22 protein-coding genes are annotated in these 25,965 nt (G+C 41.6%); 12 read left to right on the top strand and 10 right to left on the bottom strand.

Annotated elements, in window-relative coordinates:
- Window positions 1-82: 82 nt before the first annotated feature.
- Entirely contained in the window at window positions 83-1,537 is a 1,455-nt protein-coding gene (locus tag HXT25_RS01525) for a bifunctional folylpolyglutamate synthase/dihydrofolate synthase (RefSeq protein ID WP_285068880.1), read from the top strand.
- 18 nt (window positions 1,538-1,555) lie between these two features.
- Here HXT25_RS01525 and HXT25_RS01520 read toward each other — a convergent pair whose 3' ends face one another.
- On the bottom strand, window positions 1,556-3,349 hold the full coding sequence (locus HXT25_RS01520) for a UDP-N-acetylmuramoyl-L-alanyl-D-glutamate--2,6-diaminopimelate ligase (protein WP_013399730.1): 1,794 nt from the start codon (window positions 3,347-3,349) through the stop codon (window positions 1,556-1,558).
- A gap of 21 nt (window positions 3,350-3,370) precedes the next feature.
- Window positions 3,371-4,141, bottom strand: a complete 771-nt coding sequence (locus HXT25_RS01515) for an exonuclease domain-containing protein (protein WP_004113025.1) — start codon at window positions 4,139-4,141, stop codon at window positions 3,371-3,373.
- A 332-nt stretch (window positions 4,142-4,473) separates the two neighbouring features.
- Here HXT25_RS01515 and galT point away from each other — a divergent pair, with 332 nt between their 5' ends.
- Window positions 4,474-5,829 (top strand): galactose-1-phosphate uridylyltransferase, encoded by a 1,356-nt coding sequence (gene galT / locus HXT25_RS01510; protein WP_285089134.1) that lies wholly within the window; start codon window positions 4,474-4,476, stop codon window positions 5,827-5,829.
- A gap of 73 nt (window positions 5,830-5,902) precedes the next feature.
- Entirely contained in the window at window positions 5,903-7,180 is a 1,278-nt protein-coding gene (gene galK, locus HXT25_RS01505) for a galactokinase (protein WP_004138635.1), read from the top strand.
- A gap of 203 nt (window positions 7,181-7,383) precedes the next feature.
- Here galK and HXT25_RS01500 read toward each other — a convergent pair whose 3' ends face one another.
- Both HXT25_RS01500 and HXT25_RS01495 read right to left on the bottom strand, forming a co-directional pair.
- Entirely contained in the window at window positions 7,384-9,285 is a 1,902-nt protein-coding gene (locus tag HXT25_RS01500) for a DUF4838 domain-containing protein (protein ID WP_422118607.1), read from the bottom strand.
- A 5-nt stretch (window positions 9,286-9,290) separates the two neighbouring features.
- Window positions 9,291-10,607 carry a PTS sugar transporter subunit IIC gene (locus tag HXT25_RS01495; protein WP_004113017.1) on the bottom strand — a complete coding sequence of 439 codons (1,317 nt, stop codon included), beginning with the start codon at window positions 10,605-10,607 and terminating at the stop codon, window positions 9,291-9,293.
- A 346-nt stretch (window positions 10,608-10,953) separates the two neighbouring features.
- Between HXT25_RS01495 and HXT25_RS01490 the strand changes: the two genes are divergently transcribed.
- From HXT25_RS01490 to HXT25_RS01475, 4 genes are read left to right on the top strand one after another with little or no spacing between them, the layout of a single operon-like run.
- Window positions 10,954-12,294 (top strand): extracellular solute-binding protein, encoded by a 1,341-nt coding sequence (locus tag HXT25_RS01490; protein WP_009994219.1) that lies wholly within the window; start codon window positions 10,954-10,956, stop codon window positions 12,292-12,294.
- Window positions 12,291-13,256: a carbohydrate ABC transporter permease gene (locus HXT25_RS01485; RefSeq protein ID WP_285068819.1), complete on the top strand. Its 966-nt coding sequence runs from the start codon at window positions 12,291-12,293 to the stop codon at window positions 13,254-13,256. The genes HXT25_RS01490 and HXT25_RS01485 overlap by 4 nt, the downstream gene beginning before the upstream one ends.
- Entirely contained in the window at window positions 13,253-14,110 is an 858-nt protein-coding gene (locus HXT25_RS01480) for a carbohydrate ABC transporter permease (protein ID WP_004113011.1), read from the top strand. The genes HXT25_RS01485 and HXT25_RS01480 overlap by 4 nt, the downstream gene beginning before the upstream one ends.
- A 47-nt stretch (window positions 14,111-14,157) precedes the next feature.
- Entirely contained in the window at window positions 14,158-15,270 is a 1,113-nt protein-coding gene (locus tag HXT25_RS01475; protein WP_004113009.1) for an ROK family transcriptional regulator, read from the top strand.
- A 224-nt stretch (window positions 15,271-15,494) separates the two neighbouring features.
- Here the strand turns inward: HXT25_RS01475 and galE are convergent, their stop codons facing one another.
- Window positions 15,495-16,505, bottom strand: a complete 1,011-nt coding sequence (gene galE / locus HXT25_RS01470) for a UDP-glucose 4-epimerase GalE (RefSeq protein ID WP_004116755.1) — start codon at window positions 16,503-16,505, stop codon at window positions 15,495-15,497.
- Window positions 16,506-17,371: 866 nt separating this feature from the next.
- On the opposite strand from galE, the gene HXT25_RS01465 reads away from it, so the two are divergent.
- From HXT25_RS01465 to HXT25_RS01455, 3 genes are all read left to right on the top strand, one after another.
- Complete coding sequence (locus HXT25_RS01465; RefSeq protein ID WP_422118606.1) at window positions 17,372-18,802, top strand: hypothetical protein; 1,431 nt, start codon at window positions 17,372-17,374, stop codon at window positions 18,800-18,802.
- Between the two features lie 537 nt (window positions 18,803-19,339).
- Complete coding sequence (locus tag HXT25_RS01460) at window positions 19,340-19,813, top strand: helix-turn-helix transcriptional regulator (RefSeq protein ID WP_004113003.1); 474 nt, start codon at window positions 19,340-19,342, stop codon at window positions 19,811-19,813.
- Window positions 19,814-19,851: 38 nt separating this feature from the next.
- Window positions 19,852-20,640, top strand: coding sequence for a zeta toxin family protein (locus HXT25_RS01455; protein WP_032836350.1), 789 nt, complete (start codon window positions 19,852-19,854; stop codon window positions 20,638-20,640).
- A gap of 332 nt (window positions 20,641-20,972) precedes the next feature.
- Here HXT25_RS01455 and HXT25_RS01450 read toward each other — a convergent pair whose 3' ends face one another.
- The 5 genes from HXT25_RS01450 to HXT25_RS01430 form a co-directional block, all read right to left on the bottom strand.
- Window positions 20,973-21,047 (bottom strand): 50S ribosomal protein bL37, encoded by a 75-nt coding sequence (locus HXT25_RS01450; protein ID WP_369803150.1) that lies wholly within the window; start codon window positions 21,045-21,047, stop codon window positions 20,973-20,975.
- Between the two features lie 102 nt (window positions 21,048-21,149).
- The gene (locus HXT25_RS01445) at window positions 21,150-22,109 is read right to left on the bottom strand and encodes an aldose 1-epimerase family protein (RefSeq protein ID WP_004112999.1); all 960 of its coding nucleotides are present in this window, start codon (window positions 22,107-22,109) and stop codon (window positions 21,150-21,152) included.
- Window positions 22,110-22,156: 47 nt separating this feature from the next.
- Entirely contained in the window at window positions 22,157-22,657 is a 501-nt protein-coding gene (gene ybaK, locus HXT25_RS01440; protein ID WP_004112997.1) for a Cys-tRNA(Pro) deacylase, read from the bottom strand.
- Between the two features lie 109 nt (window positions 22,658-22,766).
- The gene (gap, locus tag HXT25_RS01435; RefSeq protein ID WP_004112995.1) at window positions 22,767-23,822 is read right to left on the bottom strand and encodes a type I glyceraldehyde-3-phosphate dehydrogenase; all 1,056 of its coding nucleotides are present in this window, start codon (window positions 23,820-23,822) and stop codon (window positions 22,767-22,769) included.
- Between the two features lie 175 nt (window positions 23,823-23,997).
- Window positions 23,998-24,735 carry a thiamine diphosphokinase gene (locus HXT25_RS01430; protein ID WP_004112993.1) on the bottom strand — a complete coding sequence of 246 codons (738 nt, stop codon included), beginning with the start codon at window positions 24,733-24,735 and terminating at the stop codon, window positions 23,998-24,000.
- Window positions 24,736-25,037: 302 nt separating this feature from the next.
- Here HXT25_RS01430 and infC point away from each other — a divergent pair, with 302 nt between their 5' ends.
- Both infC and rpmI read left to right on the top strand, forming a co-directional pair.
- Window positions 25,038-25,772, top strand: a complete 735-nt coding sequence (infC, locus tag HXT25_RS01425; RefSeq protein WP_013399724.1) for a translation initiation factor IF-3 — start codon at window positions 25,038-25,040, stop codon at window positions 25,770-25,772.
- The gene (rpmI, locus tag HXT25_RS01420; RefSeq protein WP_004112988.1) at window positions 25,753-25,947 is read left to right on the top strand and encodes a 50S ribosomal protein L35; all 195 of its coding nucleotides are present in this window, start codon (window positions 25,753-25,755) and stop codon (window positions 25,945-25,947) included. The genes infC and rpmI overlap by 20 nt, the downstream gene beginning before the upstream one ends.
- The last annotated feature ends 18 nt before the right edge of the window (window positions 25,948-25,965 follow it).

Below are 25,965 nucleotides of genomic sequence, written 5' to 3'. Positions count from 1 at the left end.
AGTTGGAAAAATGAGCATAAGAATGTCGCATATAACGAACACAGCGTATGGCGAGAGTTAAATCAGGGGGAGTACAAACAAAATGTCTATGGAACATCCAAATAGTAGCGGCGAGCGCATTATTGATGTTGAGCGTGATATCATGCGACGCTCTCCAGAACATAATAAGACGAATCTTGATTTAGACAGAATGCGCCTAATACTTGATATTTTGGGACATCCAGAGCAATCGATGCACGTAATTCACATTACTGGCACCAATGGCAAGGGATCCACGGCTCGCATGGCGGAGGCGATTTGCCGCGCGTACGGTTTGCGCACAGGTCTTTACACTTCGCCGCATTTGCAACGCGTAAATGAGCGAATCATGATTGATGGCGAGGAAATTAGCGACGACCATTTCGTTGACGTGTATGATCAAATGAAAGACATTATAGACATGGTTGACGCTCGCATGGACGCTGATGGCAAGCCGCGCATGAGCTTTTTTGAAGTTCTTACAGCTATGGCGATTTGGGCTTTTGCTGACGCTCCTGTGGATGTTGCCGTGATGGAAGTTGGCATGGGTGGCGAATGGGACGCCACTAATGTTATGAATGCTGATGCTGCGATTATTGGTCCTGTAGACATGGATCACATGCAATGGCTTGGAAACACGGTTGAAGAGATTGCGCGCACAAAAGCGGGCATTATTAAGCCAAATTGCACTGTGATTTTGGGGCCGCAGCCACACGAATCGCAAGTTTTGCCGATTATTCAAGAGGTGGCAAATCGCAATAATGCCAAGCTTTTACGCGACTTTAGTGACGGCAGTGGCGAGCTAGAGGTTATTTCGCGCACTCCAGCTGTTGGCGGTCAAGTTGCCACTTTGCGCACGCCTAATGGCACTTATGAAGATGTGCCGATTGACAAGTTTGGTGTGCATCAGGCGCATAATGCTTTGGCGGCGCTTGCTGCTGCGGAGGTTGTTCTGCCTGTAAATGGCGCTTTGGATGGCGATTTGGTTGCCGAGGCTTTGAGCCAAGTTAAGGTTCCTGGGCGCATTGAGCAAGTGCGCACTTCTCCGACAATTATTATTGATGGCGGCCACAATGTTAATGCTGCTGAGTCGCTTCGTAAAACAATCGAGGAGAATTATAATTTTGAGCAGCTTATTGGCGTTGTGGCAATGATGGCAGATAAGCAAGTTGAAGAATACTTGGGTGTTCTTGAGCCGATTTTAACGAAGATTATTGTTACTCGTAACTCTTGGCGTGATCGCGTTATGGATCCAGAAGATTTGGAGAAGATTGCGGTTAACGTATTTGGCAGAGATCGAGTGATTCGCGTTGACGATCTTCCAGACGCTATTCAAGAAGCTGTGAATCTTGTTGACGAAGACGATGAGCTTGGAGTTGGATACGGACATGGAGTGTTGATTTGCGGAAGCTTTGTTACAGCTGGCGACGCTCGAACTATGCTTATTGAGCGCGTTAATCCAGACTTGAAGAAGCCTAAGGATCAGCGCGCTAATACTCATCCAAACATTGCGAATTGACTTTAGCTAAAGAGGTGCTTAGCTAAATAAGCGTTTAATAATAAACGAATCTCCTTCGTAAGGAACATGCTTGTTGTGCACCTTTATCCAGCGTTCGTCGCCCTTTCCAATAGCAAGTATTATGTTGAGTCTGTTGTTCTCTCTAGCATCTTTTCTTGCTTCTTCAACACTGTACTCAATAGCTTCAGCTCTGTTTATAATAATTCGCGATTCAACGTTTGGATTGGTTACGCAAGATTGCATGTATTTGCAAATGTCCATTTCGTCTTCGACATTTGTGTCTTCTTGAGTGAACACAAATTGGTTGATTCGATCTTGTGCAGCTTGAACTATTTCTTTTCTCCTGTCAACGGCTTTGTCTCCCGTGGATCCTGTTACAAGCGTGATTCTAAGATCATTGTTACCGTATTTGTCGTATACGAAGTCGACAACAGATTTTGTGGAAATGTAGTTGTGTGCGTAATCTACTATGGCAACTGTATTGGATTTTGTGTCTTTAAAGACTTCCATTCGCCCCGATATTTGAACGTTTTCTATAGCATGTAGGGCTTTTTGATCTGTGTTTTCATTTATGCCTAATGCGTTTGCGATTGCGATTGCTGCAGTGGCGTTTTCGTAGTTAAAGTCGCCTGCGATTTTTAGATTGAATTTGTCTATAGTTGTGTAATTAGGTACGAATTGTTTTTTGTTTTTCTTGCTTTCGTTGTCTAAAATAGCAACATAATGTTCTTGCGCGTCTGATGAAACTGGCATTGCTACATATTTTGTCCAAATAAGTTCTGGATATTTTTCGCTTTTTTCGTAAGGGTGAATGTCTGAATGATCGCTGCATGCTTGGCAGTTGCAGATGTTTTCGCCCATTTCTTCTTTTCGTACTCTTGAAAATGTTGTGACGTCCACGTATTCGTTTTGTGCGTCTTGGAGTATTAAGTCTGCGTGAGCGCAGTCTGCATTGAGTATAAGCGCGTCAGTGTTTTTTACGATTTGGCGTTTGCAATACAGGTAGTCTTCAAAAGTTGGGTGTTCTATTGGGCTTATGTGGTCTGGGCTTATGTTTAGGAATGCTGCCACATTAAAGTGTAGTCCGTATACTCGCTCTACTTTGTATGCTTGTGATGAAACTTCCATGACTAGGTATTTCATACCGTTTTTTACGGCTTGGCTCATCATGCGGAATGCGTCTAGGCTTTCTGGTGTAGTCAAATTAGATTCAACATATGTTTTTCCATCTAAGCAATTGTCAACGGAGGAGAATAGGGCTGCTTTGCCTTCAGAATGTTCGTTTAAAATTGCATGAGTGAAGTAAGCTGTTGTTGTTTTTCCTTTTGTTCCCGTAATTCCAATAACTCTAAGTCTTTCTTGTGGGTTTCCAAAGAATTCTGATGAAAGCAAGCTCATTGCTTTACGAACGTCTGTTACTATAAGTCCTACTGCATTGGTGTAATCCGCGTAACTTTGCTCGGCAACGTATGTAGTTAAGCCATTTTTATCAGCGTCTTTAAGATATTCTGGCTTAAAATTGCCTTTAATGAACAGAAGAGTGTTTTTCTTAATATCTCGTGAATCGTATGTTATGTGGTTGTATGTTTTTTTGTAGTTTTTAAAATCGTCCGCGTTCATAGACCAGATTTCGTTGCGAATATGCACGAAATCGTTGTTTTCTATGTTGTTTTCTATGCAGTTGTTTTGTTCGTCTGAGTGTTCAGTATTGGTCTGTGGGAGTTTTTGGATAATTTCTCGTAGAAGTCTGTAATTTTTTAAAATTGTGCTTGCGTCTAGCATGTTTAGATGAAGATTTGTTTTTTCGCTCATTTTGTTCCTCTTGATTTTGAATTATAGCCAGTTTCCGCTGCTAGCTGGTTTTCCTTTGGATTTTAGCCACTCGTCGAAGCTGTTTTTCCACTTTGTATACGCTTTGCGTTGCCATGTCATTAAATCGCATAATTCAAGATTTGCAACATCTTCATGTAATTCGCTTATAGGCTTAATCAAGTCTACTGCGGCTACAGTGTCTGCTGTTGCGTCGTGAAAGTCTCCTATTGGCTCTACGCCGTAGAATTGTGTTGTATGCGTAAGTGTTCGCTTGCCTGTGCGCTTAGAAACAGCGCGGTCTATAACTAATGGGTCTACTACAAGAATTTCTCCATCGTTGATTGTGCTATTCGGGCGATTGTTCAGGCTTGTTAAATCCCATTTTTTTAAATCATGCCTTAGCATTTCAACGTCGAAAGGAGCGTTGTATGCAAGCAGTGGAATATTTTTGCTCTGCGCGAGGCTTACCGCCGCAGCCAACGCTTCGATTTCCGCCGTCGGTTCCCCACCGTTTTCTTGTAGGAACTCGTCCGTAAACCCGTTGACTTGGCTTGCTTTTGGATTAATTGGCTTGTGCGGGTTTATTAACCAGGTTGCTATCACATCATTGTGAGTCTTATTTTGTGGGTTTCTGAGCACAAGAGTTGCTGAACAAATGGAGTCTTCGCCGAGAATTGCGCCCGTTGTTTCTGTGTCGAAACCGAGCAGGAAGGATTGGCTGAGTGGCGTTTTTTCGCTTTGTTGCTGTGTTTCGTTTAGCGCTTCCATAAGCTCGTTAATGTTGTTTGGCATAGTCTTAATCGTAGAATGCGCTGCAGACCCTGAGTTTGTGTTAGTAAATGGTGGATTGTTATTTTTTGTAATGTTGCGTCTATGAGTTATTTAGTGCGAATTTTTGCAAAATATGTAATAAAATGCCCTCAAAGTACACAATTATATGATAGAATAGCATCAAGAACGCTCGTTATGTTACAAAAAGTAACATTTTCTGAGAGTTGAGATGTGCTTTTTGTTTAGGAGTCGTTGTGGATTTACCTTTGCAAAAGCAAAGAAACAAAATAATAAATACAAAATAACAAAATAGCAAAAGATTTAAAATCAAAAGGACAATGGTGTATATGAACATGGACATCAATGACGGACTTAATGACGGACTTGGCGACGGACTTAACGACGTTCAAAATCATCAGAATGCTACTGATAATAATAATGGCGAATATTCTTATAATTCTTATAAGTCATATAAGCAAGGAGAGTATGCTCGCAATCATATTCGCATTACTGCAACGAAATTGTCTGACGGTCGTGACTTTTTCTATCTTGATGATAGCCCAGATTATGTTAGTGGTCTTAAAACGCGCGAATTGAAAGATCCTCGAAAATTAGCGTATAGGTTTGCCTCGCATATTGATGCGGATGGTAATGAAGTGCAGTATGCAGCTCCGCAAATGCGTCAAGATCCTCTTACTGGAGACTGGATTCCTATGTCTACAGCGCGCATGAATCGACCAATCACTGCTGGCCCTGGAGCGCTTACTAAGGGCAATCCGCTTGCCGCTCGCAAACCTGGTTCTGCATATCAAGATGGGGAAGTTCCAGACACTGATTACGATGTTGTGGTTTTTGAAAATCGTTTTCCATCCATGGTTCAAGTTCCTGGTGTAAGCCGTGAACCTCATTATCTTAATGGCAATCCACTATGGAAACAGGCTCCTGCAGCTGGGCGTTGTGAAGTGATTTGCTTCGGACCAGACGAAAATATGTTACCGGCTCAATTGCCAGTATCTCGTTTGCGAACTGTAGTAGAGGCGTGGGCTTTTAGAACGGCTGAAATTAGCCAGATTGATGGCATTGAACAAATATTCCCATTCGAAAATCATGGTGCAGAAATTGGCGTTACTTTAGCTCATCCTCATGGTCAGGTTTATTCTTATCCGTTTATTGCGCCTAGACTTGAGCAAGAATTGCGACATACTCAAGCTTATTTTGAACGCACTGGCAGTAATTTGTTGAAAGATTTAATGCTTTCAGAGATTGATAATGCTTCGCGCATTGTAATGAGAAATCACAGTTGGGTGGCATATGTTCCAGCCGCAGCGCGCTGGCCACTAGAGGTACATGTTGCTCCAGTTAGAGATGTTCTTTCTTTGGATCAGCTCGATGACCAAGAGCGTTGGGATTTGGCACAAATGTATTCAACATTATTGCGTCGCGGAAACGCATTCTTCGATAAGGGAGATGGATTGGGAATGGATCTTCCATATATTGCAGCATGGCATCAAGCCCCATTGCATGACCCTCGTCGTGAAAATTATCGTCTTAATTTGCAATTCTTCTCATTCCGCAGAGATGTTAACAAAATCAAGTATTTGGCTGGATCTGAGTCTGGTATGGCTGCGTGGGTTTCAGATACTACGCCAGAACTTATTGCACAACGATTCCATGAACTCGGTGCGGTTGATTTAGACGAGTTAGGCTAGTTAGGCTAATGTTATTAACTATATTAGTAATATTAAATATTATTATGATTTGTGAGTACAAAGGAGTGCTATTATGCCAGTATCATTTATTGAAGCAGTGAAGAATGATGATGGTGCCAGACAAGCAACATCACTATTCAGCGAGACTTTTGGCGAATATTGCAGAATGCGTTTGCAAGATAATGGTGGAGTATGGGCAAGCCCTGGACGAGTAAACATTATTGGTGAACACACGGATTATAACGAAGGATTATGCTTGCCTATCGCTCTTCCGCATCGCACTTTTGTTGCGTTGCATCCTAGAAGAGACACAAAAGTTAGAGTAGTTTCAAGCGTTAACCCTATGTCAATCGAACAAGCGGATCTTGATCATCTACATGCTGGAGATGTAAAAGGTTGGGCGGCATACGCTATTGGAGTGGCGTGGGCATTGCGTAAAGCAGGCTACTTAAAGGTACGTGGTTTTGATGCTGCGTTTGTTTCATGCGTTCCGCTTGGATCAGGCTTAAGCTCTTCTGCAGCAATGACATGTTCTATTGCGCTCGCTTTAAGTGATGCATTTGACTTAGGATTATCTGATTCGGATGTTGGGCGCGTGCAGCTTATTCATGCGGCGATTATGGCAGAGAATGAAATGGCTGGAGCTTCAACTGGAGGCTTGGATCAAAATGCTTCTTTGCGATGTGTTGAAGGTAATGCGCTTCTGTTGGACTGCAAGAAAGATTTGACGCCATTACAAAGCGTGAGCCAGCAGCCGTTTGATTTGGCGGCGAATAATCTAGAACTACTGGTTGTAGATACTTGCGCTCCTCATCAGCTTAATGATGGTCAATATGCTGCTCGTCGAATGATGTGTCAAGAGGCTGCTCAAGCGCTTAATGTGTCATCTTTGCGTGCTGTTGCTGATTCTATTTCTAATAGTGAGGATTCACAGCAGACTTTACAAGATACTCTTAATCGAGTGCAGAAGCTTGGTGGCGAAACAATGATGAGAAGAGTGCGTCATGTTGTTACGGAAATAAATCGCGTTCGAGAGTTTGTTGAGGCTTTCCATAAAACAGACATTACTCTTGCGGGAGAATTGATGAACCAGTCACATAATTCATTAAGAGATGATTATGAGGTTACTGTTCCAGAACTCGATACTGCTGTTGATGTGGCTCGCAATGAGGGAGCTTATGGCGCTCGCATGACTGGCGGCGGATTTGGTGGTTCTATTATTGCTTTAGTTGATACTAATAGGGCTAAGCCGATTGCTCAGGCTATTGCTGATGAGTTTGCAAAACGTGGTTTTGCTGCTCCGCGCGCTCTTTCGGCTGTACCTTCATCAAGTGGTGAGCGAATTTTGTAGTATCTGCCTTAAATGGTGTATGCCTTAAGTAGTATCGCCTTAAGGATTGTGTATAAATATTGTGCACAAATAGCATATAACGTATAGACAAATAATATATAAACAAAATGTGCCTTTGAAAGTCTCTACTTGTTTTTCAACCTGTAGAAACGATCAAAGGCACTTCTTAATGGTAATTTATTGATCTTTTGGATTATTTTTGATTAAAGCTTGAATCCAGCGTAGTTTTTAGCTACTTCGATTACTCTGTAAACATCAAGATTCGGTTGAATATTGTTTTCTTCCCTTCTAATAAAATCAAGGAATTCGTACCAATATTGTTGGGCTTGTTCGTTGTGTCCGCAAGAAATTTCTCGCAATGCTTGGGAAAGTTTCTTAACGTATTCACGATGCCAAGAGAGAAGCAACCATTCGTTAGCAATGTGACCAGTTTCATTACTTATCTGTTTAGAAATAGTTGTTACCATTGAGTCCGCTAGGCAAGCAATGGCATTGAACTGTTCGCTTTGCTTTAGATTAATTCTTTCACCAATGGCGTTGAAATAATCGCATGAAGAAAGGTAAGAAACGGTTTGCAGCCAATCTACAGCAGTTTTCCAACTATTGCCATACAGTGATGCAAAGTATTCTTGCTTTATATCATCGTAAGTGCGCGTATTGTTCCACAGCATGGATCCCATAACATAATTAGGGAAATTATGTGGGAATCCTGCTCGAAGCTCTTGGCAAGAAATGTATCCATCTAATCCTAACTTACTAAGATGTGCAATATCGCGGTAAATAGTTGAACTTATAGCCATGTATCCTAGATCGCCATAATGTGCTCGTCCGAGTGGATAATCGTACACAAATCCATCTCCTTGGAAGGCTTTTTTCCAAGAAAACAGGTAGCTTAGATTTTCTTCTAGCGAGTTCGGCATAACTGTATTGTTGCGATTGTAGGCTTCAGTTTGTGGAATACCATTCTTGTAGTCAACGTCTGCGTAACTTTTTTCAAACGTTCTACTAATTGGTGCAAACATCATGGTGAAACGTTCTGGATTAGCAATTTTCGCATGCTCTGGTGCAAACAATAATTCGTGGTAAAGCAAGAAGCAAATATGAGTGTCCAAACCTTTTTCCGTAAGTTTTTTGTCAAGCGCGTTAAGAAAATCAACGTACTGATCGGAAGGGAATGTCTTTTTGCATTCTTCACATTCACAAATATTGTTGCAAGCGTCAGACAGCCATACGTGCAGATAATCTACGTCTGAATGTTCTTGAGCATACGATACAACAATATCAACAAGTTGCTTAGTTACTTCTGGATTTGCAAAATCTAGACTCGTTAATATTGGAGCGCCGTTAAACAGTTCTCGTTTCCCTGCAATTTCGGCTACTAGTGGTTTCTTGTCTTCTGGAAGACTAACGCCTGATTCCCAGCCGTATTTTGAGGAGTATCCTAGAACTTCACCAGTCCAACCGTGTCCAACTCTATGCTGAACAATACCGCGCTTTTGCATTGCTTCATCAACAGAATCACTCATTTGTTGCGCAATATCAATGCTGAATGGCTCTTTCTCTTGATACGGATTAAACTCGTGCTCATACCAACGTTTGAGGAATGGGTAAGGGTTTTCAAATTGTATAAAGAAGCTATTCATGCCAATTTTAGGAAGCCAATCAATGAAATCGACTATGTTCTCAATCTTGTCGGCTCCTTCGATGCATACACCTCTATGAGCAAAACTCGCCGTTTCATCAAGTTGAATATTTGCCTTTTCAAAGTCTTCTTCGCTAAGAGAAGGTAGTATTTCGTTGCTTCTGCCTGGTCTTAGGAATCTTGCTCCAAACTCGTAAGCAAACCTGTAAACGGCAATTAATAGTGCTACATCTGTATTAGCGTGAATTGAGATTTTTGCGCTAGTCACTTTCAAGCTAAAAGCATCTTTTAGATTCGCACGTTGCTTATGCTCGTCGGATAAAAGCTTGAAATCTGCCTCTTCTAGTGTGCTTGCAGGCGTTATTTTCATGCCAAACATTCTTTTGCAGAGGCGTTCCATCTCATTGTAAATAAATTCACCAGTATTAGGATTAGCTTGAACATATAGTGTCTTAGACAACATGTTAATTAATCCTCCTTAGAAGTAGCGCTGTTCTTGCTATCCATCAAATCCTTTTCAGCCTTAGAATGAGCTGCGTCTGCTGCCTTGAAGAATGGGAAGTAGATTATAAAGGATAGTACTACAAGCAGTGCTTGTAATACAGCACCTTGCCAGCTTCCTGTAGCAAGGAATCCGCCGATGATTGGTGGAGTCGTCCATGGTAGTGCGACACCAGTGGTGTAAGGAACTAATCCTGTTGCCATAGCGCCGTATGTTACTACAGCATTGATGATAGGCGTAAAGATGAATGGGAAGATCATAATAGGATTGAGAACGGTTGGGAAGCTGAAGAGGATAGCAGTGTTGATGTTGAACAATGCTGGTATGCCTGAAATGCGACCCAATGTTTTGTATTCGCGGCTCCTTGAGAAGAAGAGAAGGCAGAGCGCAAGACCGATTGTTGCTCCGCCGCCACCCATGTACACGAACAAATCCATGAACGGTGCAGTGATGATGTTAGGAAGCGCGTGACCAGCTTGCAAAGCAATACGATTGGCGTCGGCTTGCTGAAGCCAGATTGGGTTCATAACAGAACCAACAACTTGACCGCCGTTTACGCCACAGAACCAGAATACGGAGTTGAGGAGTACGGCAACGAATGTTCCTGGAAGTGTTGCACCAATAAGAGCTAATGGAGTTCCAACTATAATAGCGAGAAGATTATTGAGGCTGCCAATTCCTGTGACTTGCAAAACTTTTGTTACTATTGCAAATAGAACAATTATTACTGTTCCTGGCACGAGTGCTGCAAACGAATGTCCAACAGCTTCTGGAACGCTTTTTGGCATTTTAATTGTGAATTTACGTTGAATAAACTGGCGATATATTTCTGCGGTTATGAATGCTATAACAATTGCTGTAAATAAACCTTTTCCGCCAATAAGTCCGTAAGGAATGCCGTTTGCTCCTTCTTTGCTTGCGATTGGTGGAGTTACGAGAAGGAATGCGCCGATTGCAAGAACTCCTGCAGAAGGTCCGTCTGTTTTGTATGATTCTGCAAGTCTGTATGAAATTCCAAATGCGGTTGCTAGACCGATTAATCCAAAGGAATTATTTGCCATAGTGCTAAGTAAAGCATCTAATTCGCCGTGTGTGTGAAGCCATTTGGTCCACGCTTCAATAGGGAAGCTTCCAATTAATGTGAAAATGGAACCAATAAGTACAAGAGGCATTGCCATAAGCACGCCTTCACGCAATGCTTTCAAATGCCGTTGTGCTGCGACTTTTTCACCAAACGGCGCAAGTTTATTGGACAAAAAATCCATCATCGTATTTCTAGCCATTTTTATCCTTTGTTTGTTGTTCATCAATGAACTTTTTGTTTGGCTTATGTTATGTATAGGGTTCTTCACTGAACATATTTAGTTCGCTTTACTTTCTAATTATTGGTTAAAAAATAAAGTATATCTATCATCGCATTTAAATTATCAAAAATCAAACTTTGTCGTCGAATCGTTTTAATTCCAACAGTTATGAGCGTGTCGCTCTTTGTCTTATAAACTATTTGATTCATTTTTTGCATGTATTTTACAAAATTTAATAAGTGCGGAAATCGTACTTATGAAGGTGTAGAATAGTAATACGGCTTAAGCAATGGTGCGAAGCCAAATATGTTTTCAAGGAGCGCGCATGAGACGAATATACGGAAAGTGTACTGCTTATGCGGTTATTACGCTAGCAATGGCAATAATGCTTAGTGGATGCTCTATAGGAGCGCCAACAAGCAGCGTATCTTCCCAATCCTCATCCAAAAATGGCATAACAGTGTGGGTTATGCAAGACGATTTTACAAAAGAAACACTTAACGCAATCAACAAACAGTTTGAAGCACAAACAGGCGTGCGAGTACATGTACAAGTTCAGCCCTGGGACGGTATTTCTACAAAACTTACAACTGCATTATCTACATCTCGTCCGCCAGATGTTGTTGATATTGGTAATACAAAAATAGCGGATTTTGCAGCAAGTGGAGGATTACTAGATATAACAGAACACGAAAAAATGCTTTCACAAGGTAAACGTTGGCTTAAAGGATTACGAGAGCCAGCTATTTATAAAGATAAGCTGTATGCTGTCCCAGCATTTGCAGCATCTAGAGTTGTTATTTACAACAAACGCATATGGTCTTCAGCTGGAATAACAAATCAGCCAACAACTTTTACTCAGCTGATTTCTGCACTTAACACAATAAAACAAGCTCACAAAAATGAAGCGGATTTTAGTGCAATGTATCTTCCAGGACAGAATTGGTTTGCTGGAATGCAATTTGTTTGGGATTGTGGTGGAAGCTTAGCTTCATTCAATGGAATGCAATGGCATTCGTCTGCAATAAGTAAGAAAACCTTACAAGGACTTAAAAAATGGGCAGATTTTCAAAACGCATTCTCAACAGAAGCATCAAGATCTGCAGAAATAAATAATCCTGATCAAGCGCAAATACTAGCTCAACAAAAAGCTTCAGCAGTATTGACAAATAGTGCAGCTGTTACAAAGGCAATCTCAATTAATCCATCTCTTTCTAGAAAAGATTTTGCCACATTTCCAATGCCAAGCATAAATGGTAAGGGTATACAACCTTCTGTTCTTGCTGGTTCAGACTGGGCAATACCGTCTAGAAGTAGCAACGTTGCGTTGGCATTAAAATGGATACGCATTGCTGCAAGCCCTTTAATTCAGCGTAAGTGGATAGTGGAACACGATGGTTGGCTTCCTAATAGTATTGACTTGTTGGATGAATATTTACATTCTCGCGATTTAGACGAGGTGCAAAAAGGATTCTTCGAAACAGCTAGAGTATCTCAATCAACTCCTGCAGCTCCTGGATGGTCAACTATCGAAGCAGATGGTTCTCTCAAAGAATTATTCGCTTCATCTGCTATGTCTGCAAAATCTGTTTTGCAAGCAGCACGCGTATTTCATGACCATGCACAAGAGATTTTCTCTCATAATCAGGTTGGTGGTGACTTATGAGGCTCCTAAAAGTTAGCAAAAATTATAGTAGTAAATCTGCTAGTAAATCTGCTAGTAAATCTGCTAGTAAAAGTGCTAGTAAAATAGTTCCAGCTCTAATGCTACTTCCAGCTTGCATATTACTTATAGTGTTGGTTATTTTGCCTCTACTTATGCTTGTTGTAGCATCTCTTAGCAATTTTAATGCTAGATCGTTGTTCACTGGAGAATTCGAATTCGTTGGTATTCAGCAATATTTAACTCTTTTTGCAGACAAAGGATTCTACTATTCTCTAGGAATCACAATTGCTTTTGCTGCATTTCTCGTTATTACTAGCGTGCTCATAGGGATGTGGGTTGCGCAAACCATGTTTAAACAATCTGCAGTAGTAAGGGTGATTATGTCCATTGTTCTTGTAGCTGCATGGGCAATGCCTAATGTTGCTGCTGCATTAGTGTTTAAATGGATGTTTCAACCTGGTTATGGAGTAGTAGGTTGGCTGTTAACTCAGTTAAAAATTTTTGGCAATATTCGCAATCTTTCGTGGACTAGTAACACGAATTTAGCTTTTTGCTGTATTGGATTAATAATCGTATGGCAGGCTGTTCCATATATTGCTATTACCTTATATGCTGTACAAAAGCAGATTGCTCCTGAATATGCTGAGGCTGCGGCAGTTGACGGAGCTTCAAAAACGCGTATATATTGGCAAATTACAGTACCTATGTTGGCTCCACAATTAACGGCTATAACCATACTTTCTTGCATATGGGATTTCAACGTATTTAATCAAATATGGTTACTTACTCAGGGTGGTCCTCGTGAATCTACTGCAACCGTTGGAGTTTTTACATATAAGAAAGCATTTATTAATTTTTCTATTGGACAAGGCTCTGCAATAAGCGTGGTAACTACTCTGATACTCTTTTTTGCCACGGTTTACTATATTCGACGACTTCTAAAGAATGGTGATGAGCTATGAAGATAGTTACCTTATTGGATTTGCTTCGTAGGCGTGTTACATTGAATAAAATTATTAACACGTTGCTTGCTTTTGTGTTTATTATTGTATGGATTTTCCCCGTGTATTGGATGTGTGTTACGGCATTTTCACCTCGAAACGAAGTTCTACAATCCAAGCCAACTTTGTTACCAAGTCACTGGTCGTTTGAACATATGCATGATGCTTTTTCTTCTGATTCAATGCTTTCATATGCCTGCAATAGTCTGTTGGTAACAGTGTTGAGTGTAGTTATTGCGGTTATTGTAGCGTTTTTGGCTTGTGCTGCTTTAACTATGCACGCGTTTGCTGGCAGAAAGCTTATTATGGCTGCTGTGATTGTTGTGCAAATGATTCCAGCAACAGCAATTCTTATACCACAATTCATTGTTTTCAATCGTTTTGGAATGCTTGATACTTACGTTGGTTTAGTTTTAGCTTATGTTACTGCTGTGCTTCCAGTGGCAATTTGGAATTTGCGAGGATTTTTCTTGGCTATGCCAATGTCTATTTTTGAATCAGCTCGTGTTGAAGGTGCTAGTGAATGGCAAATTTTGTGGAGGATTACATTTCCGCTTGCAGCTCCAGGGATTATCGCAACATCAGTATTTGCTTGTATTCACGCATGGAATGATTATTTAATAGCGTATACTTTTATGAAAACTCAAGAAAAATACACTCTTCCTGTATGGTTGGCGTCATTTGCTACACCTTCAGGAGTTGATGTTGGTGCTCAGATGGCTGCATCTCTGATTTTCTCTGTGCCAGTGATTGTTTTCTTCTTGATTATTCAACATGGTCTTACGTTTGGTTCTATGCAAGGCGCAATAAAATGATAAAAATAAATAATTACCTAGTGTGGGAATCTTAGGAGAAACAAAGAATGAAAGACTCTGATGATTCGCGTAATAGATTGATCTCATTTACGCCAGAAGATATTCGTAAGAAGAATCGTTGTAATGTTTTAAATCTTCTTTACTCAAATTATATTCTTTCGAGATCTGATGTGGCAAAATTAACTGGTATATCTAAATCGTCTGCATCCGCAGTGGTAGAATCCTTGATTTCCGACGGTCTTGTAAAAGAAGGCAAAACAAAGTCTGCAACGTGCCCTGGTAAGCCTGCAGTTTTATTGCATTTATGCGAGAATTCTAGGCAAATAATAGTTGTTGACATTGCTGGAGAGAATACGATTGTTGGAGCTATAACAAATCTTGTTGGAAATGTTATAGAGCGTATTCAAACTCCGATTCGTTTAGATGACAAGCTTTCTGTAGATGATATTGTGTCTTTAATCGTTGATTTGCGTAAAAAGACTACGGCACCACTATTGGGAATTGGTATCTCATCTCCTGGAGTTATTGACGATGAAGGGAAAATTCTATCAGCACCTCATCTAGGTTGGAAAAATGTTACACTGGCGGATGATTTGCGAAAAATATTTAATGTTCCGGTTCGTGTTGATAATAATGCTAATGCTGCAGCCTTGGGAGAAAAACAACTTGCTAATGGATCGAGTAATTTAATATACATACAAATCGCTCGTGGTGTTGGTGCAGGAACACTGATTTCTAATAAGATTGTTGACGGCGGAAAATTTACTGCAGGCGAAATTGGACATGTTGTTGTTGATGAAGATGGTCTTTTATGTCGTTGTGGTAAACGAGGATGTTTGGAAACACTTATATCGATTCCGCGTTTGCAACAGCGTATTGCGGATGCTCCATCGGAAAAAGATAGGATTATTACTCAGGCTGGAACTTCTTTGGGTAAGATATTAGCCATTCCTATAGCTATGAATGGTATTGAAGATGTGGTAGTAAATGGTGATAGCAGTATTATTAACGATACTTTTATTGCTAATATGCAGTTTGCGATTAACAGCAGGATTGATAGCAAGCTATTTGGGGCTGTAAGAGTGCGATTCCCAGCATTAGAACAAGATGCGTCATTGCTTGGAGAAAGTGTAGCTGTTATGCGAAGCGAACTTTGTTGATGCGTGTTGATGTATGCATTAGTGTGTTTGTGTGCTTAGTGGTTTTGTGTTAATTGTTGGCTGGTTGGCAATAATGCAAATTTAAATAATTATAAATAATAATGTAAATAGCTCCTTCGTTTATAAACATATGTTGTGATTTAGATTCATATGTTGCGTTTTACGAAGGAGCTATTTTGTTTATGTGTCTTTGTTTATGCGTCTTTATTTTTATGTATCTTGTTTTAGTCTTGCTGCTTCCAAGTATCAACGTCAATATGATGTTCTGGATTTGCTTGCCAAGCTTTCCATGCAGATTCAACTATGTCTTGCACGTTGTATTTTGCATGCCATCCCATTTCTTCGTTGATTCGCTTCGGGCTGCCAATTAGCTGAGGTGGGTCGCCAGCTCTACGATCTAGAATTGCCTCTTTAAATGGCAATTTCGTAACTTTGCGAATCTCTTCAACAATCTGGCGCACTGATGTGCCCTTTCCAGTACCAACGTTAAACGCATCGTACTTGCGCTCGTCGCGATCCAAGTATGATAGTGCAGCAATGTGTGCATCTGCAAGATCGGAAACATGAATGTAGTCGCGAATGCAAGTGCCATCTGGAGTAGGGTAGTCGCTGCCAAAAATTGCAGGCGCTTTGCCTTTCTGTAAACGTTCAAGAAGCATAGGAATAAGGTTCAGTATAGCTGGATCTTCTAGCTCAACAGGTCCGCAGCCTGCAACGTTAAAGTAGCGTAGGGCGCAGAAGCGAATGCCGTATGGTTTTTCACATGCCCGTGCCATCCATTCGTCGAAGAGCTTTGTTTGACCATATGGGTTAATTGGAAGCATTGGTACAACGTCTTCTGGAACAACCTCTACAGGAGGCTCGCCGTATGTTGCAGCACTAGACGAGAACACGAGTTTTTTTGCTCCACTTTGTCGCATAGCTTCTAAAACATTAAGCATGCCGTTTATATTCTGCTGATAGTACCAAAGCGGCTTTTCTACAGATTCCCCAACCTGCTTGCGCGCTGCAAAGTGAATAACGGAGTCAACATTTTCATCCTTCATGATTTGTGCAAGTCGCGCACCAGCGTCTGGAGAAGATATATCCATTCCATAAAGTCGCGCGCCTTCGATGCGAGTTGGTTTGCCATAGCTAAGGTCATCCACTACGACGACGTTTTGCTTGGCTTGATGTAGTGCGTGAACAACGTGTGCGCCAATGTACCCGCATCCACCTGTTACAAGGACTGTCATTTTGAAGCCTTTCTTGCATGTTTTACGCAAAAGTATTGCATAAGATTTGTTATACGAACTTGGTTGTATAAGGTCGCTATATATTTTTTAAGGCAAAAAATCATCATATAAAGCAAAAGCTGAAATAGAAAGATTGAAAAACATACAGATTGTGATATGCACATTTTCCATCAGTTCTGTGTTCATTTTTGCTCACATATGTTATCTTTTGTGATTTTAGTATACAACACTTGCTCGAGAATTTGTACTTTTGCAGCAAATTTTTAGAAGCAATGCGGGAATCGAAGTGCATTCGCGCGCTACGCTTTGAGCGCGAAGGCAGGTATCGCGTCCGTGTTTGTTTCTATTTTGCTAAAAAAGGGAACAAACGCGGGAATCTAGTTGGGTGTGATTGCCTTGTAGCATGGCATTTCGTTTGATGTTGGTTTGTGTTGGCGTGGCGCTGTGTGGCGCTGTGTGGCGATGCATGGTGTCGGCGTGTTGCGTGTGTGATGTGTGTGGAATGTTGATTTTTCAATGGTTTTATAGTGTTAGTGTTCTTGTTCGAGTAGTTTCCTGAGAAAAGTCTGGGAAAATTCTTTAAAAACCTTGAAACAATGTGTTTTTACGGTTTTATTAGTGTTAATCCACAAATATTATGATGAAAATAGTTTTTATTGTGGATTAGTTTGTGTATAACATTATTTTTTTCTGTTTGTTTTGTGTGATTGCCTCTTGACTTTTTTAAACGGGGGGGGGTATGTTAATAACAGCTGCTAGCTAGATGCTCTAGATGGTGGTTATCCACAATATTTCGGAATGTTGTTGGATGTTTAAAATTTCTCTTCGCGTGTTTTACGTGGAGGAGAAGAAGAAAGGAAATTAAAATGATGAATAAGAAGGCTATCGCCGCTTTCGCTGCTGGCGCAACTTTGCTTGCCGGCTTCGCAATGGCAACCCCAGCATTCGCTGGTGCCAAAGGTGATGCTCTTGCTGATGCTGTACAAATTCATGAGGCTAACAAGACTCTTCGTGAAAGCCAGCGTGCTGTGAGAACTGCAGAGATAAGTTTGGTCAAGCTTCAAAGCGCCCAAGCTGCAGCTAAGACGGCTTATGAGAATGCTAAAACCAAGTTTGATGCTGCTAAGAAGGCTGCAGAAGCTGCTAAGAAGGCAGTGGAAGATGGCTTGACTGCTTATCTTGGAAAGCATGTTAACGATAAGGATTTCGATAAGACTAAAGCTACTGCAGAATATAAGCGGTCTGAAGAATACAAGAGTTTAGATAAGGCTAATACTGAAGCTGAAGCGAAGCTTAAGGATACAGATGCTGAATGCAAGACTCTTGAGAAGAAAGCTGAAGATTTGAAGACTGCTCTTGATGCTGCTGATGCTAAGGTTACAGCTCAGACTGAGGCTGTTGCTGCTGCTAAGGCTCAGGTTGAAGCCAATCAGCGTTATTTGAACGCGTTGCGTGGTGTGAATCCAGGCGGTGAGACTAAGCCAGATCAGACTAAGCCTGGTGAGACCAAGCCAGATCAGACTAAGCCAGATCAGACTAAGCCAGATCAGACTAAACCTGTTCAGACTGCTGATCCATCTAAGTCTGCTGCTTCTGCTGAGTTGATGCGTACTCAGGTTGTGCTTGCTGAGGCTGATGCTACTAATAAGGATGCTCAGGAGAAGTTTGTTAAGGCTAAGGCTGATTTTGAGGCTGCTAAGACTCAGATGGCTGCTTTGGATGCTCAGGTGAAGTCTGCTGCTGATCGTGAAGAGGCTCTTCGCGTGGCTGGTAAGACTGATACTGATGCTTACAAGGCTGCTGTTATTGATTTGAAGGCTGCTCAGTCTAAGGCTAATGCTTATAGGACTCATGAGTATGCTGATGCTGAGAAGAATTTCGGAGAGAAGAGTGGTAAGGCTTTGCTTGCTGCTACTGCTTATAATACTGCTCTTGTGAATTATCGTGCTGCTTTTAATAAGGCTGTTGAGGTTGAGGCTTCTGCTGTTAAGGGCTTTGCTGATCCTAACACTTTGAACCCAGTTTCTACTGATTTCCCTGCTGCTTCTGCTGCTGCTAAGGCTGAGGCTAAGAAGGTTGAGGCTAAGGCTCAGACTGCTGCTCCAGCCGCTGGTAAGGCTGGTGCCGCTGCTGCTGCTAAGGGTGAGCTTGCTGGTATGGGCACCAAGGGTGGTAATGGTCATGGTGGTAAGGCTGGCGAGCAGCTTGGTAATGCTGGTGTTGGTGTTGCTTTGACTGCTTTGGCTGCTTCTATGCTTGCTGGTATGGGTGCTGCTGTTCGCAAGATGCGTCACTAAGTTAAAAAGCACGTTAAGTGTTATCGGTGAGCGTGCTGCGTATTTTTCAGTGCGCTCACTTCTATAATTTTGCTCTCAACTGTGGTAGTTTTCTTTGATTTCTGTCGCAAGTTTTCTTGCAGGATTGCATTACTGGTTTTTACTGTTTTGCTTAATTTCCTTTTTTCGCAGTGGATTCTGGTGATGCTGATCTTGTGAGTTGACTGTTGAGGGTAATTAGCAGTGCTGTTTTTGCTAGGGACAGTAATAGTGCTGTGATTATTAAGGGCTTGGAGATAGATGCTACTAGGGGCGTCAACTCTCCGAGCCTTTTTGTTTTCTTTAAATCTTTTATTTTGGCTTATGACCCTTTTTATTTTCAATTATTGAGCAATTTAATATTTTTGTATGTGTTGTGAGAGTTTAAAAATTTTGTAAAGATTTTGCACCAAAATTGGTGCTTCAATGTTTTTTGTTATATGCTTATATCACAAATAAATCTTAAATCTTAATTTTGAATTAATTGTTATTGCAGATTTTTTATAAAAGGGCGTATATATGGTTTCTGTGAATATTCGAGCACTACGTCGCTCAAAAAAAATAACTCAACAAGAGTTAGCTGAAGCATTAGGAGTATCTCGTAATAGCATTGTGCGATACGAAAATGGTACAAGTGCTATTTCAACTAGGTTAATAGATAAGATTTGTGATAAATTCAAGGTTTCTCTTTTTGATATCGTACATGAAAAAGAATTATCTGCATCTGATAAATACGATTTGAATATGAAGATTGAAGTTTTAAAGGAGCGTGGCGCACTTTTACTGGCTCGTTTATATAAATACGAGGATAGTATGAATATACAATTTGATGATTCTTCTAATGCATGGATTGCAATTAGTGATGATTTATCAGATGTAATTAATACAAAGATTTATACATCTACAAATTTTGAAGATATAAATCGTTATATCGGATATTTAGATGGCATAGAACGCTTGCTTGAATACGTAAGTTGCAATAAAAATAGTTAACAATCGTATAGAAAAATATGGGTAAGTGTGATTTTGCTATGGTTATAGAAGATTTTAGCGAAGAGTATTTTACTCACTGTTTGTTAAGAAATTTACGTTCTTTACAAATGTATAAGCATGCAGATTTGCATCCTAAGGCGGTTTTACTCGGTGGTCAAAGTGGTGCTGGCAAAACGACCATTCATGTAATAAAACAAAAAGAATTTAACGGTAACATAATAATCCTTGATGCTGATAGCTATAGGACTCAACACCCTTATTATTGCGAGTTGCTTGATAAATACGGTAAAGAAAGTGTTAAATATACGAGTGCTTTTTCAGCAAAAATGGTGAGAAGCTTAATTGATGAGTTAAGTTCTAAAAAATATAATCTCATAATTGAAGGTACTTTGCGCAGTGTTGAAGTTCCTAGTAGTACTGCGAAAATGTTGATAGATCGTGGTTACCGTGTTTCTCTTGCTGTCATTGCAACAAAACCTGAATTGTCATGGATCAGTACGCTGATTCGCTACAGGGAAATGTATTTGGAAGATCCTAAAAGTGCTAGGGCAACTCCTAAGGATCATCACGACAATATTGTGAACAATATAGTAGATAACTTGTTGAAATTAGAACAATCGAAAATATTTGACAGAATTCAGATTTACAAGCGAGACGAAAAATGTATATATGATTCTGATTCGTATAAAAATAATCCAAATATTACAGCAGCTAGTGTTCTTAAGGAAGTGCTCTTTGGTAAGAAAACTATTGATGAGAAAAAGTTGATTTGCCACGCTAAGAATAGGTTGAATGAACTAGACAAGTTGATAGATAAAAGTTTGTAGAATTTGCAGAGACTTGCATTAGCGCGGCTGATTTGCGCGAGTGGGTTATTTTGTAGTATTTTTGTTTTTTTTTTATCCCGCATTTGTTCCCATATTTGGCGTTTTGATAAACAAATGCGTGGTAAGAGATAGGCAGAGTGAAGAGTTGTGGGGTAAAAAATTCAGATAAGCGGCAAAAGGTGTGTCAACAAATCGAGTTTTCGTTGAAATATCAAGAAAGACTTGTCTTAGTTAATATAAAAAACGAGCATGTCCACAATAAAAGTGAATATGCTCGTTTTTTTTTAAAATAGTTTAAAATCACCAAAAATAAAGGTTAATAAATCACTAGCTTAAGCATTTGGTCTTTTGCCGTGATTTGCTGCCTTTTTGCGGCGTGCCTTGCGCTTACGTCCACGCATACCCATAATAAACTCCTAACGATTAAAATGAACAACCTTAGGGATTATCGCACATTGCCAAGACGTTCAAGCTTTTGTCTTTCGTAAGATGTCACATATCTGCAGCTATTACATATTCTCAATCAGAGGTGAAATTCTAAATTGGTTAACAACAGTTTCCTGTGGTGCTATAACAGTCAAGTCTGTTCCTGTGTTAAATGCATTCGCATACGCCGTCTGTGGTTCTACAGCAACTCCGCAAGGATGCTTGTCTGCAGGGAAACCAGTTGCAGTGCACACTTGGAATGATGTTACGCTTTTGTCGCCTTTTACCGCTATTTGTAAGTCGTCAGCTCGCGTAAAAATCGCAGTAGTCCACTCATCGTCATCCCTAATTAAATCAGTCCAAGCATCATCAAATGGCTGATTAACTAAAAATGGATTATCGCGTAAATCAAATCGCGTTCCGTCTACGCTTTCTGTACCAACTGGTATTAAACGTTCATTTGCGCGCACATGCGTTTTTGCAGGAAGCTTAAGCTTGCACTTAGAGTTTAGTTGATCAATCTCGTCTCCATGCCCTTGTAATCCGTTGCACAGCCAAGGGTGCATTGCAGCAGCCCATGGAGCATCATCATTGCCATGATTGGTTGTATTCAACGTTAAATGAATCCCATAATCGTCAAGCTCCCAAGTGGCTATGGTGACAATGTCAAAAGGATATCCTTCCATATTTGGTGATCGCCATAAAAGACTCACACTGGATTGTGTAACGCTTAAAGTTTGCCAGTATGAACGGTATCCGTAGCCGTGCAAAGCTGTGTCTCTATCTCGCTCGTCGATAGGCAGAGTATAAGACGCGTTTTGGAACTTGTAAGACGCTTTATCTACACGATTTGGGAAAGGAATAAGTATTTGTCCATTGTAGCAAGGCGGTAACTCGTCAGCCTCAAATGGCACAACAATATCACTATTTCTCCAAGTAAAATTGCGTAGTGCAGCTCCAAGTTGTGTTATTGTAGCCTTGTAATCTTTGTGGCAAATCGTGTATTGGTTGCCTGTTCGCGGTGGTAGCGAATACGATTTCATAAATCACCCCTATGTGAAAACGTTTTTAATAATACGAATTGTATTACTTAAGCCAATATATCTGCTACGGTTGCGTTAAGCAAGCTAACTAAATCGTTTGGATTTAGAACAACATCAAGACCGCGTTTGCCTCCAGAAACAAGAATCTCATCAAAGTGCATAACACTAGCATCCAGAACGGTTTCGTGATGAGTACGCTGACCAAATGGGCTGATTCCGCCAACCACGTAGCCGCTTTCGCGTTGGGCTACATCTGGGCTTGTCATACTGGCTTTTTTGGCATTTACTGCGCTAGCAATCGCCTTCATACTCAATCTACCGTTTACTGGCACAATCCCAACTACGCGCTTTTCGCCAGTGTCTACCATAAGTGTTTTGCACACTTGTTCAGCATTTACGCCTAATTTTTGCGCTGCTTCCATGCCATATCCATCATCCATGTGGTCTGCATCGTGCTCATAGTCAACAACGCGGAACGTAATTCCAGCGTTTTCTAACTGTGCGATTGCTGGCGTTGCTTTACCTGTCGTAGCATGTTTTTTGCTCATTTTTACCCCCGTGTGCAAAATATTTTGCGAAAACCCCCTGCGATGAGTCACCGCAAGGGGTTTATAGCTTTTATTTAAGCTTTATTAGCTTTACCGTGTTTCGCTAACTTTACTCAGCAATCTCAGCGAAGTAAAGCAAGGTGCGAATCATGTTAGCAGTAAAGCCGTACTCGTTATCGTAGAAGGTAACGGTACGAGCCAAAGTTACGCCGTCAACAGTGTTAACATCGGTCTGAGTTGGATCGAAAACGCCACCGTGGGTGTCGCCAATAATATCGGAAGACACAATGCTATCGGCATTGTAACCGAAGTATTCGCAGTTTTCGAATGCCTTCTTAAAGGCTTCGTTGATTTCTTCGGTGGTTGCTGGCTTCTCGAGAACAGTGGTCAACTCGGTAACAGATCCATCTGGAACCTGAATACGCTGAGCATGACCCTGAAGCTTGCCATTAACTTCTGGAACAACCTTGCCGATTGCCTTAGCAGCACCAGTGGAGTGCTCGATGGTGTTGCAAGCTGCAGAACGGTTGTTGCGTGGCTTGGAGCCGCGTGGACCGTCGAGAATCATCTGGGTGCCAGTGTAAGCGTGGATGGTGGTCATGAAGCCAGACTTAATACCCCAGTTATCCTGCAAAAGCTTAACCATTGCAGCCATGGAGTTAGTTGTGCAAGAGCCAGCGGACACAATGTTGTCGGTTGGCTTCAAAATGTCTTGGTTCACACCAAACACAACGGTTGGGGTGGTTTCGTCTTTAGCAGGAGCGGAGATAAGAACCTTCTTAGCTCCAGCGTTCAAGTGAGCCTGGGACTTTTCTGCAGAAGTGTAGAAACCAGTGCACTCGAGCACGAACTCAACGCCATCGTTCTTAACCCATGGAATATTGTTTGCGTCTTTTTCAGCGTAAACCTTGTAAGTCTTACCATCTACAACGATTGCGTCTTCGGTGGAGGTAACCTCAACTGGGGTGCCGTCGTCGTGGCGGAAAGTGCCATGAGTGCTGTCGTACTTAAGCAAGTAAGCAAGCATCGAAGGAGTGGTCAGATCGTTGATGGCTGCGACTTCGATATCGCCAGCTTGACCGCCACGAGCCTGAAGCTCAAAAATACGACGGAATGCCAAACGGCCGATACGTCCAAAGCCGTTAATACCAATCTTGACTGTCATATGGGATCTCCCTTGAGTGAAACCTTAACGCATAGTTCTAGCGATTTTTCGCGATTTTTAACAATACGTTTTGGTCTTCGTTATTTAAACTAACATGTTCATTTTAATGTGCGGTATGTACGACGCATTACAAGGCATTTTTGCTCTCTACACCGCAAATTTGCGATTATTTACGCTATTTTGATGGCACAGCGAGAGCGCTTGAAATGCTAGTGTTTATATCTCCCAAATCGCCAACTGGCCGCTTAAACCAGCTGACTTGCGGCAGTGGAGCATCTATAGGGAATGTGATTACAAGAGTGCCTTCATGAACGTCAATATGTGCAGGAGTGTCGTTTAGTAACTCGTTGCTTAAGCCTTGAACGGCATCACCATACATAGTTGCGTGCTGAAGTTGATATTTAAGACCAATCTCGTTTACATCGCTAGAAACGGGCGTGTGTGAGAACACAGAAACCATGCGGCCTTCGTGACCATTAGATGCAGGAAAGTCAAGAGAACCGTTGTGAATTGCTGTAACAATCGTGCCGTCTCCATACAAGAATCCAATTCCGCCTCTAACGGCAAGTCGAACCATAAGCTGAATATTGGAAATCGTGTGATCGACGCGACCGCCTAAGCCGCCAAAAATATGGAATTCTCTAGAACCTTTAGCCCAGCCAACTTTAAGAGCAGAAAGCAAATCTGGATCATCTTTTTCGGCGGGAAGTCGTGTAATGGCAGCATCTGTTGGAAGCTTTAAGCGCACAGAATCAAAGTCACCAATTAGAGCATCAACATGCAAGCCGAGTCTGCACGCATGGTCCCAGCCACCATCTGCCGCAATAGTTAAAGCGCGATCAGGAACATGTTCGCGCGTATGGTCGTAATAATCTCCAGCTGCTAAAACAACGCAGCGCTTTAAAGGCTCCATAGACTTAATAATATCGCGCGCGCGGAATTGCGTTTATTTTGCGTGTTTTACTGCGATTTGTTTAGTATTTTTGAGCACGGTTGATTATTGGCATTGATTAATGTCAAGGCTCCAAGTAGAATAGACATTTGGCTTGAGTAATCAAGAAAGTGGTATATCCCACCTGGAAGCCCAAAGTGGTTTCGGGTTCATGACTTCGGTCACGTGGCATTTATTTATTGCTACAAAGCCGCACGGCTATGAATTTAGGTTGCGTGCTTATTTTGATTGATGTGTGAACTTGAATTTATCTTTGCCTTTTGGTGTGCTGTTCCACTGTTTTAACAAGGATTGGAGTCATCATTAGCGACGAACCACGCATTAACGAAGAGATTCGCGTCTCCCAGGTACGCCTTATCGGTCCGAAAGGCGAGCAAGTGGGGGTCATCGCGACCTCGGTAGCGTTGAACCTGGCAAAGGAAGCGAACCTCGATCTCGTCGAGGTGGCACCTACTGCTAAGCCTCCTGTAGCCAAGCTTATTGACTACGGTAAGTACAAGTACAACGAGAAGATTAAGGCTCGTGAAGCGCGTCGTAATCAAAGCACAGCTGAGATTAAGGAAATTCGTTTCCGACTCAAGATTGATGATCATGATTTTGACGTTAAGAAGGGTCATGTTCTTCGATTCCTAAATGGCGGCGATAAGGTTAAAGTCACCATTATGCTGCGTGGTCGCGAGCAATCGCGTCCTATCGGCGGAGTTGAGTTATTGCGTAGGCTTGCAGATGAGGTTTCCGAAAGTGGAACTATTGAGTTTGCCCCTAAGCAGGAGGGTCGTAACATAATAATGACTCTCGCTCCTAAGGGCAAGAAGATTCATACTCAGTCTGAGCAGCGTCGTAGAGGCGCTGAATCGCGCGCAGAACGTCAGGCTCGCCAGGCAGCGCGTCTTGCAGCAAAGCAAGGAACTCAGGATGCGGCAGCAGTCGCAGCACAAGCTTCTGTAGAATCTGATCAGAATCATAAGGAGGGCAGCAATGCCGAAGATGAAAACTAATTCCGCAGCGTCCAAGCGCGTTCGCCTTACCGGCACTGGTAAGGTAATGCACGATGGTAGCGCAATGCGCCACAACTTGGAGCATAAGTCTGCTCGCAAGCGTCGTGCTTTGTCTGCAGATAAAGTTTTGGCTACAGCACAGAGCAAGAATTTGAAGGGCTTGCTGGCTAAGTAAGTTGCAGTAAAGCGAAGA

It is taken from the genome of Gardnerella sp. DNF00476 (assembly GCF_049262735.1).
GTDB classification, from domain to species: domain Bacteria; phylum Actinomycetota; class Actinomycetes; order Actinomycetales; family Bifidobacteriaceae; genus Bifidobacterium; species Bifidobacterium vaginale.
Note: the sequence above shows the minus strand (reverse complement) of the source record. Positions and strands in the feature narration are given on the sequence as shown.

Excerpts from the sequence above, each read along its gene's own strand:
- HXT25_RS01525 (WP_285068880.1), top strand. The coding sequence starts at position 83 with ATGTCTATGGAACATCCAAATAGTAGCGGCGAGCGCATTATTGATGTT.
- HXT25_RS01430 (WP_004112993.1), bottom strand. The coding sequence starts at position 24,735 with ATGGAGCCTTTAAAGCGCTGCGTTGTTTTAGCAGCTGGAGATTATTAC.
- gap (WP_004112995.1), bottom strand. The coding sequence starts at position 23,822 with ATGACAGTCAAGATTGGTATTAACGGCTTTGGACGTATCGGCCGTTTG.
- HXT25_RS01500 (WP_422118607.1), bottom strand. The coding sequence starts at position 9,285 with ATGTTGTCTAAGACACTATATGTTCAAGCTAATCCTAATACTGGTGAA.
- HXT25_RS01455 (WP_032836350.1), top strand. The coding sequence starts at position 19,852 with ATGGTTATAGAAGATTTTAGCGAAGAGTATTTTACTCACTGTTTGTTA.
- galK (WP_004138635.1), top strand. The coding sequence starts at position 5,903 with ATGCCAGTATCATTTATTGAAGCAGTGAAGAATGATGATGGTGCCAGA.
- rpmI (WP_004112988.1), top strand. The coding sequence starts at position 25,753 with ATGCCGAAGATGAAAACTAATTCCGCAGCGTCCAAGCGCGTTCGCCTT.
- HXT25_RS01515 (WP_004113025.1), bottom strand. The coding sequence starts at position 4,141 with ATGCCAAACAACATTAACGAGCTTATGGAAGCGCTAAACGAAACACAG.
- galE (WP_004116755.1), bottom strand. The coding sequence starts at position 16,505 with ATGACAGTCCTTGTAACAGGTGGATGCGGGTACATTGGCGCACACGTT.
- HXT25_RS01495 (WP_004113017.1), bottom strand. The coding sequence starts at position 10,607 with ATGGCTAGAAATACGATGATGGATTTTTTGTCCAATAAACTTGCGCCG.
- HXT25_RS01480 (WP_004113011.1), top strand. The coding sequence starts at position 13,253 with ATGAAGATAGTTACCTTATTGGATTTGCTTCGTAGGCGTGTTACATTG.
- HXT25_RS01520 (WP_013399730.1), bottom strand. The coding sequence starts at position 3,349 with ATGAGCGAAAAAACAAATCTTCATCTAAACATGCTAGACGCAAGCACA.
- HXT25_RS01465 (WP_422118606.1), top strand. The coding sequence starts at position 17,372 with ATGATGAATAAGAAGGCTATCGCCGCTTTCGCTGCTGGCGCAACTTTG.
- HXT25_RS01485 (WP_285068819.1), top strand. The coding sequence starts at position 12,291 with ATGAGGCTCCTAAAAGTTAGCAAAAATTATAGTAGTAAATCTGCTAGT.
- galT (WP_285089134.1), top strand. The coding sequence starts at position 4,474 with ATGGACATCAATGACGGACTTAATGACGGACTTGGCGACGGACTTAAC.
- HXT25_RS01445 (WP_004112999.1), bottom strand. The coding sequence starts at position 22,109 with ATGAAATCGTATTCGCTACCACCGCGAACAGGCAACCAATACACGATT.
- HXT25_RS01475 (WP_004113009.1), top strand. The coding sequence starts at position 14,158 with ATGAAAGACTCTGATGATTCGCGTAATAGATTGATCTCATTTACGCCA.
- HXT25_RS01460 (WP_004113003.1), top strand. The coding sequence starts at position 19,340 with ATGGTTTCTGTGAATATTCGAGCACTACGTCGCTCAAAAAAAATAACT.
- ybaK (WP_004112997.1), bottom strand. The coding sequence starts at position 22,657 with ATGAGCAAAAAACATGCTACGACAGGTAAAGCAACGCCAGCAATCGCA.
- HXT25_RS01490 (WP_009994219.1), top strand. The coding sequence starts at position 10,954 with ATGAGACGAATATACGGAAAGTGTACTGCTTATGCGGTTATTACGCTA.